Origin of the sequence: Shouchella rhizosphaerae, from assembly GCF_900142675.1 — a bacterium.
GTDB classification, from domain to species: Bacteria; Bacillota; Bacilli; order Bacillales; family Bacillaceae_D; genus Shouchella; species Shouchella rhizosphaerae.
The window spans coordinates 228,309-242,532 of record NZ_FRBS01000005.1; the positions used below are offsets into that span (position 1 = coordinate 228,309).

The window sequence follows — 14,224 nt, forward strand, 5'->3', positions numbered from 1 at the left end:
TTACTGGGCAGCTAGGGCATGAGCCCATGTTTGATGGAGACGTCCCACTTTCTCGACAATTGCTTTTTCAGATTGCGTGACGAGCTGTTTGTTCGCCACTACATGCTTGCCGTCCACAAATACGTCGGCAATCGCTGTTGGCTGCATCGCATACACGAGATTTGCCAACAAATCGGTTCGTGGCGATAAAGAGAAGTCATTCAAATCGAGTGCAATAAAATCCGCGCGGAAGCCTTTTTTCAATTCACCAGTTTGCAGCTTTAGCAAAGCAGCTCCTGTTTGTGTGCCCATTTCAAATACTTGCTTCCCAGTGATGCATGTGCCGTCCAGACGCGTGACTTTTTGCAGCAATGAGCACATCCGCATTTCTTCAAACACGCTAATGCGGTTATTGCTGCAAGCTCCATCTGAACCGAGGCCAATGCGCACGCCCGCTTGCTGGAGATCGGGAATGCGCGTCACGCCATCTGAAAGAAACATGTTGCTTGATGGGCAATAGGCCAATCCCGCCCCTTTGTTGCCAAGCAGAGTTACTTCCGAATCGTCAAGCCAGACAAGGTGGATCGCAATCATGCTTTCATCAACGACGCCTAATGAGTCCAAATAATGAACGGGCCGCAAGCCATATGCATTCAACGTTTCGTCGACTTCAAACGGCTCTTCTGCTACATGGATATGGAACGGCGTGCCTAGCTCTTGGGCAAGACGGTGGCCAGCCTTGATCATTTCTGGCGAGGCAGCATGTGGGCTATGAGGGGCTGGCTGGATCGACACCATCGGATCACTCTCGTATTTGGCCGCCAATTTCCGTGTCCGTGCAACAGCTTCGTCGACTGATTCTTGGTATGCTTCTGGCGCCCCAGCCCAATCATACATTGTCCGTGCAAAAACAAGGCGTATCCCGACATCTTTCGCTGCTTGGATCACCGCTTCATCGGTTTCCACGCCTCCACGATGGACGTAGAAAAAGTCACTGACTGTCGTCGCGCCGTACTTCAACATTTCACCAAAAGCAAAGAGGGCCCCTGTATAAATTGCATCCTCATCCAAGAAAGGCGTGTACCGGTACAGTGCCTTGTCGCGCCACTCTAAAAACGGCTGATCGGCGGCAATGCCTCTTAGCAAGCTTTGGAAAGAATGGTTATGGGCATTCACTGTGCCAGGCACAATCGCTTTGCCATCCATGGCCACAAGAGGCACATGGCTATATAAGCGTGACATGTTTTCTTGCGGGCCAATGGCTTCAATTTCCCCGTTGTTTACACACATCGCATAGCTTTGTTGAAACGCGCCATCTGTATATATCAAATCAGCTGAATAAAGCGTCCTCATCTGGTATCCGTCCCTTTCTGGTCAAGGTTTTGGTCAAGTTTCAGCAGCGCATGGAACAACACATTCGCAGCTGCCTCAATGTCACAGAGTGCACTTGCTTCTTCAGGGCAATGGCTTTTGCCGCCAATGCTAGGCACAAACAACATGCCACTTCTTGTCACTGCCGCCATATGGGCTGCATCATGTCCAGCCATGCTCCCGAGTGTCAGCGTCTTGTAGCCAAGTGAATCGGCTTGCTCCGCCAATGTATCGATTAGTAATTTGTCCATTGGCACAGGCCGTTGCGATAAAAACGTTTCTTGCTTTATCGAAACGCCACGTCTCCTTGCGAGTTCTGCAATTTGGCTGTTTAATGCATGGCGGACAGCATCGATTTCTGCGCTTGTTTTGCCACGAATTTCGACAACCATTTCCACTTGGCCAGGGATAATATTGGCGGCGTTCGGGCGCACGTCAAGTGTGCCAACTGTTGCGACTACTTCTTCTGCCTGCATTTCCGCGGCCGCCTGTTCGACAGCTACAACCACTTCCGCCGCAGCGGCGAGTGCATCCTTACGTCCGGCCATGACAGTCGTCCCCGCATGATTGGCATCACCTGTTACAGTTACAAGCTCTCTGTAAATGCCCGTAATGCCAGAAACAATGCCAACAGGAATACTGCTTGTGACTAAGCGTTTCCCTTGTTCAATATGGACTTCAAGGTAAGCAGATAAAGGCGGCGCTAACGCGTGCGTGTCCTCAAAGCGATCGGGATCTCCCCCTGCTTGCCTAAGCGCTTCCGTCAACAACAGCTCATTGTCATCTGTCACACCCTCTAAGTCTTGCTTTGTTAACTTTCCTGCTACTGCCCGGCTGCCAAATGTCGATAAGCCAAACGGGTTCGGCTCCTCTGCCGTAAAGGAAACGAGTGCGAATGGATGGCGTGTTTCGATTCTTTCTTCGTTCAGTCGTTCCATTACTTCTAAGGCAATGAGAACACCGAGCGCGCCATCATACATGCCACCGTTTGGCACCGTATCCATATGGGAGCCAAACGAAATAGCAGGAAGAGGTTGTCGCCCGTTGCGAAAAGCCCATATATTGGCGGCGGGATCGCACTTAACATCAAGCCCAAGGCTGACACATTGTGTTTGCAACCATTCCCGAGCAGCGAGTTCCGCCGACGTGAACGTTGTCCGATCTAACCCGCCTTTCTCATTTTTGCCAAATTGGCCGAGTTCCTCGATCTTCCGTTGCAAGCGAGCACCGTTGATTGTCGGTTTTTTCAAGTAACACACCGCCTTCCACAACGATTTTCCCTGCTTTCATGACTGTATCGACTCGATTAACAGCATAGTTATACTGCAATGTTTGATAGTTGGGCGCGTCAAATAGCACGAGATCAGCGTTTTTGCCTGCTTCAATGCTGCCGATGTCCTTCGCTCGGCCAATGGCGTGTGCGGCATTGATCGTGGAAGCGGCAAGCACCTCTTCTGGCGTCATTTTCATTGTCAGGCAAGCCAAATTCATTATGAATGGCAATGACTCAGTCGGCGATGAACCTGGGTTACGGTCTGTCGATAAGGCAACTGGTACTCCTGCTTCGATCATCGCCCGAGCATTGGCGGGCTCGGTCATTAGAAAAAAGGCTGTTCCTGGCAGAAGCACGGCGATAACGCCTGCCTCGGCCATTTGTTCGATGCCTGTTGGTGAGGCCTTTAACAAATGGTCTGCACTGACTGCCCCGACTTTTGCGGCAAGCTCAGCCCCTCCAAAGGAAACCAACTCATCGGCGTGGATTTTCGGCTTTAGCCCATGCTTTTTCCCTTCCTCCAAAATGTATTGCGATTGGGCGACCGTAAAGACGCCCTCTTCACAAAAGACATCACAAAACTCAGCTAAGTTTTCAGCTGCGACTTGGGGAATCATTTCTTCTGCCACTAATTGTACAAACCCATCAGGATCCTGTTTCCACTCAGGCGGAATCGCATGTGCCCCCATAAAAGTCGAGACGACGTCTACTGGGTGTTCATTGTTTAATTGTTGAGCGACACGGAGCTGTTTTAGTTCAGCGTCTGTCGCTAACCCGTAGCCGCTTTTCGCCTCAACGGTCGTCACCCCGTGCTTCAAAAAACGGTCAAGCCGCAGCCGCGATTCATGGGCCAACTGGTCAGCAGTGGCTGCTCTCGTGCTTTTTGTTGTGCTTAAAATGCCGCCGCCTGCCTGTAAAATGCTCATATACGACTTGCCTTTCAAACGCATCGTCAATTCTTGTTCACGGCTGCCAGCAAAGACGAGATGTGTATGAGGGTCGACGAGTCCAGGCGTGAGGATTTTCCCCGTTGCCTCAATCGTTTTCACCTTTCCAGAACGTTTTTGCAAGTAATGACGAGCATCTGCGTCTGTACCGGCAAAGGCAATCTTCTCTCCCTCAACGATGACACTCCCCCGTTCAATGACGCCAATTTCAGATAAGTCCTCTCCTACTTTTGGTTTGTCGCTTGCTCCGGCAACAGTGACAACTTGTTCAGCTTCCTTGAGATATAAAAGTTCAGCCATTTTCTTTTCCCTCCCTTGCAAGGGCTGGAATGACAATGCCTGTTGCTTTTGCCGTTTCGATAGCTTTTTGATAACCAGCATCGGCATGGCGAACGACGCCTAGGCCTGGATCCGTTGTTAGCACACGCTCCAAACGCCGTGCCGCTTCCGCTGTCCCATCTGCGACGACAACCATGCCAGCGTGAAGGGAGTAGCCCATACCGACGCCGCCACCATGATGGACAGATACCCAGCTTGCCCCTGCAGCTGTATTCACAAGTGCATTTAAAATTGGCCAATCAGCAACGGCGTCACTGCCGTCTTTCATTGCTTCTGTTTCCCGATTCGGCGAGGCGACCGAGCCTGCATCAAGGTGGTCACGTCCGATCACAATGGGGGCGGACAATTCTCCAGAAGCGACCATTTCATTAATCCGTTTGCCAAAACGGGCACGTTCCCCATAGCCGAGCCAGCAAATCCTTGCCGGAAGGCCTTGGAAAGAAATATGGCGACGTGCCATGCGGATCCACTGGCATAACGGTTCATTGTCGGCAAACTCTTGCAAGATCACTTCATCCGTTTTATCAATATCTGCTGGATCGCCAGAAAGGGCCACCCAGCGGAAAGGCCCTTTGCCTTCGCAAAATTGCGGGCGGATATATGCAGGAACAAAACCAGGAAATGAAAAGGCGTCACGAATCCCTTCATCAAAAGCAACTTGGCGAATATTATTGCCATAATCGAACACGATCGCGCCACGCTTTTTTAACTCAAGCATCGCTTCAACATGCTCGGCCATACTCTTTTTCGCAAGGCTAATGTAAGCTTGGGGATCTTGCCTTCGCAGCACTTGCCCTTGTTCAAGGGTGAACCCTTTTGGCAAATAGCCATTCAAAGGATCATGCGCAGACGTTTGATCAGTGACAATGTCTGGAACAAACCCGCGATCAAGCATTTCTGGCAACACTTCAGCCGCATTGCCGACTAAGCCGATTGAAAGGGGGATGCCTTCCTTTTTCGCGAGTTCTGCTTCCTCAATGGCCTCTGTTAGCGTATGGGCGACAATATCCAAATAGTTGGTCTCCATACGTTTGTCGATCCGGGAACGGTCCACGTCAACGCAAATAGCCACCCCATTTGCCATCGTGACCGCTAATGGTTGGGCGCCGCCCATGCCTCCTAATCCAGCTGTTACGGTAATCGTCCCTTTTAATGAGCCGCCAAAATGTTGTCGTGCACATTCGGCAAACGTCTCGTAAGTCCCTTGAACAATGCCTTGACTACCAATATAAATCCAACTTCCAGCTGTCATTTGCCCGTACATGGTTAAGCCTTTCTTATCAAGCTCATGAAAGGTATCCCAATTCGCCCAAGCAGGGACAAGGTTGGAATTGGCAAGCAACACCCGCGGAGCATCTTCATGTGTTTTAAAGACAGCAACCGGTTTCCCAGATTGAATGAGCAACGTTTCATCGTTATCAAGCGTTGTTAACGATGAAACAATACTATGATAAGACGGCCAATTGCGCGCAGCCTTGCCAATCCCGCCGTAGACAACTAATTGATCTGGATGCTCTGCTACTTCTTCATCTAAATTATTCATAAGCATACGGAGCGCTGCTTCCTGCACCCACCCTTTGGCCGTTAAGGCAGTGCCTCTTTTCGCACGAATCGGTTCATTGTTCAGATTCACTGTGGCATTTCCCCCTTTACATGTCTTACTTAGCAGTATAGGGAGCTACATCATTTGCGCCTAGCTGATTTCGATTGGATTTTTATTTCATATATTCGACTTTTCATTTATTTCTGTCCGAAAATTTTCCTTTCATTTGCACTTTTTTTAGGTTTAATCCTTTTCTGTAGTTAGTTCTCGAATGCGGTACTGGTTCGGACTGTACGCGGTTTGTTTTTTAAATGCCTTTGAAAAATAGGCTGGGTTTGCATAGCCTACCCGTTCGGCAATCTCACCGATGGCGAGCATAGGGTCAGCAAGGAGCTCCTTGGCCGCCGCAATCCGAATGTCTTGCAGCGCGTGGCGAAACGATTGTTTGAGCCGTATGGAAAACAACTGGCTTAAATACGAAGGATTTCTGCCGACATGCTCTGCTACACGGGTTAAATTAAGCTTAGGGTTTTGGTAATGCTTGTTCATATATCGGAGCGCTTCATGGACAACGTCCGTTTTTTGGACCGTTTCCACGCGACGCGTTTGCTCAAACAGAAATTGAATAAACAAAATGAGCTCTTGGACAATCCTTGCTAAAACTGGCATATTTAATACGCTATTAAACAAATTGTAATAGGCGCGTTCCACGTCCTCTCCTGCCATTTTCCAATTACGCATATACCGGCGCACTTGGGCAAGAATGCTTGTCAACTTAATCCGCAGCAGTCTAGGATCGGGCAAAGCGCCACTGGCATAATAAAATTCCCCGTATAGCCATTGCTTAAGGGAAGTGAGTTTATTTTCTCTCAGCATTTCGATCCAAATTCGTTGTTCCTCTGGTGTCAAAAGTGGATCAATTCGTTCCCATGAAAATGCTTCGCCAGTTACGATCACTTGGTCAAAACCAATAAAAAATGCTCGTTGCAAATGGAGTAGCGCTCGCTGATACGCTTCCTGCAAAGTACGATTTTCCTTTTGGTCCAAAACAAAGACAGCTAAGCCGTTGTTTTCGTCCCCCCAACTATTAAGCAGCTTATGGCACAGTTTTTCCCGCCAAGGGTCCCGATCAGGAAACACAAGTATCACCACGTCACTAAGCGGGAGAATAGCCGGTTTATCTGTAAATGGGAAAGCTTCGGCAAATTCAAGCAATTTTACGGTTTTTCTTTTCTCTTCATGTTGGATGAGCACCACATCTCCTGAAAACGAATCGGTCCGACCAGGCAAAAAAAGGTCACGGTACGATGGACAGGGCCACTCAGGCTCTTCTTTTTCGCTCTGGACAACAGAGTGCTTTTCTCGCAGTAACTTGTGTAAATGCCGCAATAGTTTCTCAGAATCAAGTGGTTTTATAAGCAAGTCGACACAGCCAAGTTCTAGCGCCTGCATTGCTTTTGCATACGTTCCTTCTGCAGAAACCGCCACAAGAGCAGGCGTAAAGATGGCCGTATAATGTTTTAATTGTTCCCATTCACGCCCCTGAAACATATCCAATTCAAGGCAAATGACATCAGGCCGTTCTGTTTCCATTTGTTCAAACAGTTCTTCCGGCGAACATGCAATGCCGGCACGCTCTACTTGCAAATGAGAAGAACGAATCAACCACTCCATTCCGTAGCACTCGCTTAAGTCACGGTCACACACAATAATACGCTTCATCTCAACACCACCCTTTGCTAATCGTTTATACTTCAGTTTAAAAGATTTCTCCTCTAAATGGAATGGAATTACATTTTCCCAACATAACATTGCTTATAAAAAAATGAAAAAACACCCGTAAGCCGGACAAATCGAATTTATGACCATCATGCCTCTTCGCCAAAATCAAACGTCAAAACCGAAGGAGAAGGGACTCTCCTTCGGTTTTGACGTTTTCCTCTCTCCTAAATTACAATCATGTTTTTCCTATACCGACTGACTTTGCACTGGCTTTTGAACAAACAAAGAGGCTTTTTCAATGGCCGGAAGCTTTCGAAGGACTGGGTGAACCAACCAGCTGGCACTAAATAACAACATCGCTATCCCACAAAACGCCACAGGCAAGACGGGGGTAAAGGTAGAGCCAAGCGCCCCACCTATAAGGGAACCAACCGGCACACCGACTGCTGCTGCACTGGATAGGACTGTCACGACACGGCCAATCATCGCTTCTTCCACTTGTTGTTGGATGGACGAAAAAATGAGGATATTAAAGATGCCAATCGCGATACTGCCGATACAGAAGCAAGGCAAAGAAAAGTAAACGGGCAGAAAAGCAGTACCAAGCCAGGCAATGCCGGTACTAGAAAAACCAATGACCGTTAGCAGCCCGAAACGGCATTCTTTGACTATCGGAGTCACTAGTGTGCCAATCATGACGCCAAGTGACAATCCAGCCAAATAAAAACCATAAATGGCTTCACTATTGCCTTTCATTAATGTAAAGGCAGGCAAATTCGGAACCATTACGCCCAGCGCCATATTAATAAAAATAATCGACCCAATCATTTTTGGGATAAGCGATTGAGAAATATACGTCATCCCTGCCTTTAAATCTGTTTTGTAGGCGACCACGCTTTGTTTCATGCCTTGTCTGTCTTGAGGGACAGTGTTTTGTCTAAAGCGGAATAATGTATACGTTAATGATGACAACAAATGGCAAACCGCTGTAATTAAAATGGCTTGAACAGGGCCGATGAAAGCAACAAGAACACCGGCCCCAGCAACAAAAGCGATACCCATTCCTTCCCTCACCGTTTGCAAATACGCATTTGCTTTAATAATGTTTTCTTTACCAACAATAATTGGCATAATCGTTGATTCGATCGGGTATGTAAACTTGGCTAGCAAAGAAACAGCAAATAGCAATGTGATGACATAATAAACGTTCAGGCCAATCGTTGCGTAGAACAGTGGTAGTGTAAATAGCAATGCTGACTTCAACACTTCGCATACGATTAAGCCTTTTTTGTACGTGACGTATCGAGCAAATGGCGCGATTAAGAAAGCCAACGCATTTGCCAATGTTACTGCGAAATAAGCGAGACCTGAATAAAAGACATTTCCGCTCAAATAGAGGACAAGCAACATACCCGAAACCGCATAAACGCCTGCACCAATTCCATTAATAAACACGCCAGAAAGCAAAATCATAAAATTTCTTTCACGTAAAAATGATCGTGTTTTCATTTACGTCCCCTCTTCATCATTCTTTTTTGTTCCTCCCATCTTTTACATAATGCATGCATCAATGGAATGTGGAGGTTAAGGTTACTGTCAAAGCAGAGAGCGAGACCGCCCTTCTTTTGATCACACAACAGCTTTTTCTTTACGTTCTATCATACAATTTAAAAATTTAAATCACAACATTTTTTTAAATCAATTTACGTGTGACACCTGTCACAAAAAAGCAATGACATCTATGAATAGCACTCTAGCCGGTTATCGCTTAATCTATAAAGGCGCTATAATATAAGGGATTGCCTATAAAGGAGCCTCCCTATGATTCGACTTTATCCCCGGGAACAAATGAAACGCTATCTTTTCGTTGATATTTTCGTGTTTACTTTTTTGTTTTTTAATTTGTTAACGTTAGAAAGCGAAGTGCCTTTGTTGCTACGCTTGTTTTGTTTTGCGGCTATTTTAGCTGCTTATTATGTAGCACTATGGTGGAAGGATTGGCGCTTTGTCGCTGCGAGCGCCGCCGGCATTTGTCTGTTCGCATTTGCCGCAATATTGATTGATCACAGCTTATTGATTTATCTTTTTCTTTTTAGCGATGTAAGTGGCAGAGTCCGTTTTTGGCCTTACTTATGCCTGTCAATGTTGTTCTTGACGTCCAGTTATCTGGCTGTCTTTACGGTCACAACAGGCAAGCCTCTTTCGTTTTTGACGACTGTTTATGCGCCTTTTTTATTCTTACAACTCATTTTGCCAGTAACGATTCGCTATATGAAACGAGCCCACAGTCTCGAACGAGATCTCGCTAGTGCCCAATCAGAACTTGCTGCCTTTGCGAAAGAAGAAGAACGAAACCGGATTGCTAGAGATTTGCACGATACGCTAGGCCACACACTTGCCGTCATTAAATTTAAAAGCGAACTGGCGATCCGATTAGCAGACAGCCATCCCCTAGCAGCCAAACGGGAAATGGAGGATGTCCTTGATACAGCACGTTCCGCTGCCAAGCAAGTCCGCGAGGTGGTGTCTGGTTTAAAGCATATCGAAATCAAGCCTGAAATCGACCATGCGAAAACGTTGTTTAAAGGAACGTTCACCACCTTTTCTGTCCGCGGTGAAGAACAAATCCCTACACTTACGGAAGTGGTTGAAACCATGGTGGCGTTGTCGATTCGAGAAGCGCTTGTAAACTGTTATAAACATAGCCGCGCTGATAGAGTGGAATTGGCGTTTTCCCATACAGAGCGCGAGCTTGTTTGCCACATTCGCGATGACGGAGTGGGAATCGGATCACCTGACATAAAAAAAGGCGACGGCATCGCCTCAATGAAAGAGCGCATGCGCCTCGTTGGCGGCACATGTTTATGGGAAAGCGGTAGCTCAGGCACAACGGTTACGTTGGCCGTGCCAACTTGACACGTAAAAGGAGAAGGAAAATGATTCAAATATTAATTGCTGAAGATCAAACGATTTTGCGCAATGCGCTTGAGTCACTGCTTAACTTAGAAAAAGACATTCATGTAGCCGGAGCCGTTTCTAGCGGCGCTTCAGTCCGCTCGTTTCCCGGCCTTGGGGAGCTAGATTTGCTTCTCATGGATATCGAAATGCCTGATGGGACAGGGCTCGAGACAGCGAAATACATGAAACAGCATGGATTCAAAGGGAAAATTGCGCTGTTGACGACCTTTTCGCGGCCAGGCTATATTGAACAAGCGATGAAACTTGGCGTGGACGGCTATTTGCTTAAAGATGACCCGATTGATCAATTGATTGTAGCGATCCGCCGCATTGTAGCTGGCGAACACGTCATCTCTCCGGCTCTTAGCAACATGTTGTTTCGTTTGCAGCCCAACCCATTAAATGACCGTGAACAAGAGATGCTCCGGCGAGTGCGCAATGGCGAAAGCACAGAAACGATCGCCTCTGCCATGCACCTTTCCCTCGGAACAGTCCGCAACTATTTATCATCTGCGATGCAAAAACTTGAAACGACTAACCGCCACGACGCATTGCGGATCGCAGAAGAGAAAGGATGGATATAAGACATGCATGCAATGGAAGGAATTATCGAATTTGCCGCACCGCTTTTTATTGCAATGGAACTTGCATCGCTCGTTTGCCTGCTTTTGTTTGGCGTGGTCCGTTACGGCCTTGATAAACGGAAGGCCAGCATGGTCTTTATTTTTTTGTTTATTGGCATTACTGCGTTGGAAGCCGGGCTTGGCTGGTTGTTGTACAAAGAAACTGGTGAATTATCAACATTGCAAATCATTATTACGGTCTTTGTCCTGTACGCTGTCACATTTGGCATCCAAGATTTTAAAAAGCTTGACCGTTGGATGAAACAAAAAATTGGCCGTTTACGGGGCATTGATTTGCTTACAGACAAAGACCGGGAGCAAATCGCAAAACAAAAGGACCCCAGTTATCAAGCTCGGATGTACCGCCGATCCTCTTTTGCCCATTTGTTGGTGTTTCTCATTGGGCAAACGGTGTTTTTTGCACTCGGTACGAGCAATTGGGACGACGCGCTTTCTTATGTACGCGATTTGTCTTGGCTAAGCAGCGAAGCGTACAATCCAGCTAACAGCCCTTATCCGAATGAAACGATCCACTCGATTTCGATGCTTTGGGGTGTCATTTTCTTGATCGACACGATTTATTCATGGTCCTATACAGTTTGGCCGAAACGTTCCTAGCTAGCCTATTCAGCGAACAATACCCCGATAGTGGCGGCTGCAAGAAATGCCTTCCCTTTGCGCTCCGGCAAGCATGACTTCCACTTCTCGCTATTTACGGAAATGCTTTCATATACTATAATACGTACAAACAAGGTCGTACGTGTTACTGATCCGATCAGGCATCAGCTATGGCCGCTCTGATGGCTAGGAGGCATCGCATGAACCTCATCAAATCGTTTAATAACAATATTGCTTTGGTGGAGGATGCTGCTGGCTTAGAATGGGTTGTGATTGGAACAGGCGTCGGCTTTAACCGCAAAAAAGGCGATGCGATTGATGAAACATTGGTCACTAAAAAATATTCGGCTGAAAGGTCTAGCACTCACCCCTTTTCAGAGTTGATTGACAACATTCCCGTTGCCGTTTTCGAAGTGGCAGCGATGATGATCCGTAAAGCGGAAACAATTATTGGCGTCCAGTTAAGCGACCATTTGTTTTTGGCGCTGGCCGACCATCTCAATTACGCGATTCAGCGCACGTTAGATGGCATCGATTACCCCCATTCACATCCGTGGGAGCTTGATCGCCTTTACCCAAAAGAGCATAAGGCTGCAAAAGAAGCGGTTCGGATTGTCTTTGATGAATTAGATGTGCTATTGCCGAAAAGCGAAGAGTCGTTTTTAACGTACCATTTTGTGAATGCCCAAGGGCAACAACGACATATGAAAGAAACGGTAAAAATGACGGAAGTGATCAACCGGATTGTCAAAATCATTGAGTTCGATTACGAGCTCCAGCTAAATGAAGAATCATTTGATTACTTGCGGCTGCTCACGCATTTACGGTACTTTGTTTTACGCCAGCTTCACCAAGAGAAAGTCGAATACAAACAATTTAACCCTGAATTAATTGAACTTATCCAAGGAACATACAAAAAAGCCTATCAATGTGCAACAAAAATTGGCCGTATCCTTCATAAGCAGTACGGCTGGGAACTCTCCTCCAATGAAGAGCTCTATTTAACGTTGCATATTTGGCGGTTGCTTTATTAAATAACGTAATAGACAATTGGCGTGTTACTGGGAAAAACCAGGCATTATCCAAATGGCAGCATGTTTTATGCTGCTATTTGGATTTTTTTATGGAGATCATTCCGTTCATGCTGGCAGAGGGCGTTAAGCGATTACGTTTCCATGCGCTACCTCCGCCATTCCTTATTGCCATCAGGATGTTGAAAAGACGGTTGCAACAAACACTACTTTAAAAAAGGATGGATCGTTGATGATGAATTACTTACAGCGCATTGGGCGCTCATTGATGTTGCCAGTTGCCGTGCTGCCTGCAGCTGCGATATTAATGGGAATCGGCTATTGGATGGACCCGAGCGGTTGGGGAGAAGGCAATCCGGTCGCTGCCTTTTTAATTGCAGCAGGCGAATCTCTTGTTAGCGGGCCGAGCATGGGCCTTTTGTTTGCAATCGGTGTAGCCCTAGGCATGGCAAAGGAGCGTGATGGATCAGCTGCACTAAGCGGGCTCGTTGCTTTCCTCGTTGTAACCCACTTGTTGTCTACCGATTCAGTTGCACTGCTGACAAGCACGGACCCAGAAAATGTAAATGCCGCGTTTGGTTCGATTCAGACGCAATTTATTGGGATTTTATCCGGTATTGTCGCTGCTATGATGTATAACCGTTTCAGCCATGTCCAACTTCCGGCCGCATTTGCTTTTTTCAGCGGAAAACGGCTCGTGCCAATTATGACGGCAGCTTCCATGTTGGTCATTTCCGCCGTTCTTTTTATCGTTTGGCCATTTGTTTACTCTGGCCTTGTCACATTTGGAACGTGGATTAGCAACTTGCACTATGTAGGAGCTGGTGTATATGGATTTTTTAACCGCCTTCTCATTCCAACTGGTCTTCACCATGCCTTAAATTCCGTCTTTTGGTTTGACGTTGCTGGCATCAATGACATTGCGAATTTCTGGTCTGGAAGCGGTGAAAAAGGCATTACAGGCATGTACCAAGCTGGCTTTTTTCCAGTTATGATGTTTGGTCTTCCAGCCGCAGCGCTAGCAATGTACCATACGGCGAAAACGAAACGCAAAAAACAAACAGCGTCGTTGCTACTCGCTGCAGGATTTGCTTCGTTTTTCACAGGCGTGACCGAGCCATTTGAATTCGCGTTTATGTTTGTAGCACCTGTTCTTTATGTAATCCACGCGGTGCTTACCGGCTTATCGTTGGCCATTGCCGCTTATTTTCAGTGGACAGCTGGATTCGGCTTTAGCGCCGGACTAATTGACTTTATTTTAAGCTCAAGGCTGCCGCTAGCGAACCAGCCATGGATGCTGCTTGTGCAAGGGCTTGGCTTTGCTGTCGTTTATTACGCGCTATTCCGCTTTACGATTGTCAAATTTAACTTGATGACGCCTGGGCGTGAAGAGGAGAACGATGAAGAAAAAGTGCCAGAGGATACTGAAAACGCTCAAGACAAGAGCAAGTATACAGCAATGGCGGCCATGATCTATGATGGACTAGGCGGTGATCGTAATGTTGTCTCAATTGAGAACTGTGTCACCCGCTTACGTGTTGAAGTCAAAAATATGGCTCAAGTCGACCAAACAAAAATTAAACGCACCGGCATTCCTGGCATTAATGTCGTATCCAACCATAATATTCAAGTCATTATTGGCCCACATGTACAATTTGTCGCTGACGAAATCGAGAAAATCCGTACTCGTTAAAATCGACTCAGACTAATTATAGAACATGTTTTGCTCAAAGGAAGTTGTTGAGCAACAATTGCAAAGCATACACGAGACAAATGAACGTGTGCGCTTGAGCCCTCCACTAATCAGTGTGCAGGGCTTT

At 46.9% G+C, this 14,224-nt stretch carries 11 protein-coding genes; 5 read left to right on the forward strand and 6 right to left on the reverse strand.

The window, feature by feature from the left end; all coding sequences use genetic code 11:
• From BUC05_RS15290 to BUC05_RS15315, 6 genes are all read right to left on the reverse strand, one after another.
• Nucleotides 1-1,332, reverse strand: coding sequence for an amidohydrolase family protein (locus BUC05_RS15290; protein WP_035203042.1), 1,332 nt, complete (start codon nt 1,330-1,332; stop codon nt 1-3).
• On the reverse strand, nt 1,329-2,609 hold the full coding sequence (locus tag BUC05_RS15295) for a Zn-dependent hydrolase (protein ID WP_094978802.1): 1,281 nt from the start codon (nt 2,607-2,609) through the stop codon (nt 1,329-1,331). Before BUC05_RS15295 ends, BUC05_RS15290 begins: the two co-directional genes overlap by 4 nt.
• Nucleotides 2,527-3,870 (reverse strand): imidazolonepropionase, encoded by a 1,344-nt coding sequence (gene hutI, locus BUC05_RS15300; protein WP_035203046.1) that lies wholly within the window; start codon nt 3,868-3,870, stop codon nt 2,527-2,529. The genes BUC05_RS15295 and hutI overlap by 83 nt, the downstream gene beginning before the upstream one ends.
• Nucleotides 3,863-5,542 (reverse strand): urocanate hydratase, encoded by a 1,680-nt coding sequence (hutU, locus tag BUC05_RS15305; protein WP_035203048.1) that lies wholly within the window; start codon nt 5,540-5,542, stop codon nt 3,863-3,865. Before hutU ends, hutI begins: the two co-directional genes overlap by 8 nt.
• Before the next feature lie 153 nt (nt 5,543-5,695).
• Nucleotides 5,696-7,174, reverse strand: coding sequence for a response regulator transcription factor (locus tag BUC05_RS15310; protein WP_035203050.1), 1,479 nt, complete (start codon nt 7,172-7,174; stop codon nt 5,696-5,698).
• 246 nt (nt 7,175-7,420) lie between these two features.
• The gene (locus BUC05_RS15315) at nt 7,421-8,683 is read right to left on the reverse strand and encodes an MFS transporter (protein ID WP_035203052.1); all 1,263 of its coding nucleotides are present in this window, start codon (nt 8,681-8,683) and stop codon (nt 7,421-7,423) included.
• 312 nt (nt 8,684-8,995) lie between these two features.
• Between BUC05_RS15315 and BUC05_RS15320 the strand changes: the two genes are divergently transcribed.
• From BUC05_RS15320 to nagE, 5 genes are all read left to right on the forward strand, one after another.
• Nucleotides 8,996-10,090: a sensor histidine kinase gene (locus BUC05_RS15320; protein ID WP_035203054.1), complete on the forward strand. Its 1,095-nt coding sequence runs from the start codon at nt 8,996-8,998 to the stop codon at nt 10,088-10,090.
• A gap of 20 nt (nt 10,091-10,110) precedes the next feature.
• A complete protein-coding gene (locus BUC05_RS15325) occupies nt 10,111-10,716 on the forward strand; it encodes a response regulator transcription factor (protein WP_035203056.1) in 606 nt (201 codons plus the stop codon).
• Between the two features lie 3 nt (nt 10,717-10,719).
• Nucleotides 10,720-11,373, forward strand: a complete 654-nt coding sequence (locus tag BUC05_RS15330) for a hypothetical protein (RefSeq protein ID WP_082369183.1) — start codon at nt 10,720-10,722, stop codon at nt 11,371-11,373.
• 200 nt (nt 11,374-11,573) lie between these two features.
• Nucleotides 11,574-12,407, forward strand: a complete 834-nt coding sequence (locus BUC05_RS15335) for a PRD domain-containing protein (RefSeq protein ID WP_035203058.1) — start codon at nt 11,574-11,576, stop codon at nt 12,405-12,407.
• A 229-nt stretch (nt 12,408-12,636) separates the two neighbouring features.
• On the forward strand, nt 12,637-14,097 hold the full coding sequence (gene nagE / locus BUC05_RS15340; RefSeq protein ID WP_073305282.1) for an N-acetylglucosamine-specific PTS transporter subunit IIBC: 1,461 nt from the start codon (nt 12,637-12,639) through the stop codon (nt 14,095-14,097).
• Nucleotides 14,098-14,224: the final 127 nt, after the last annotated feature.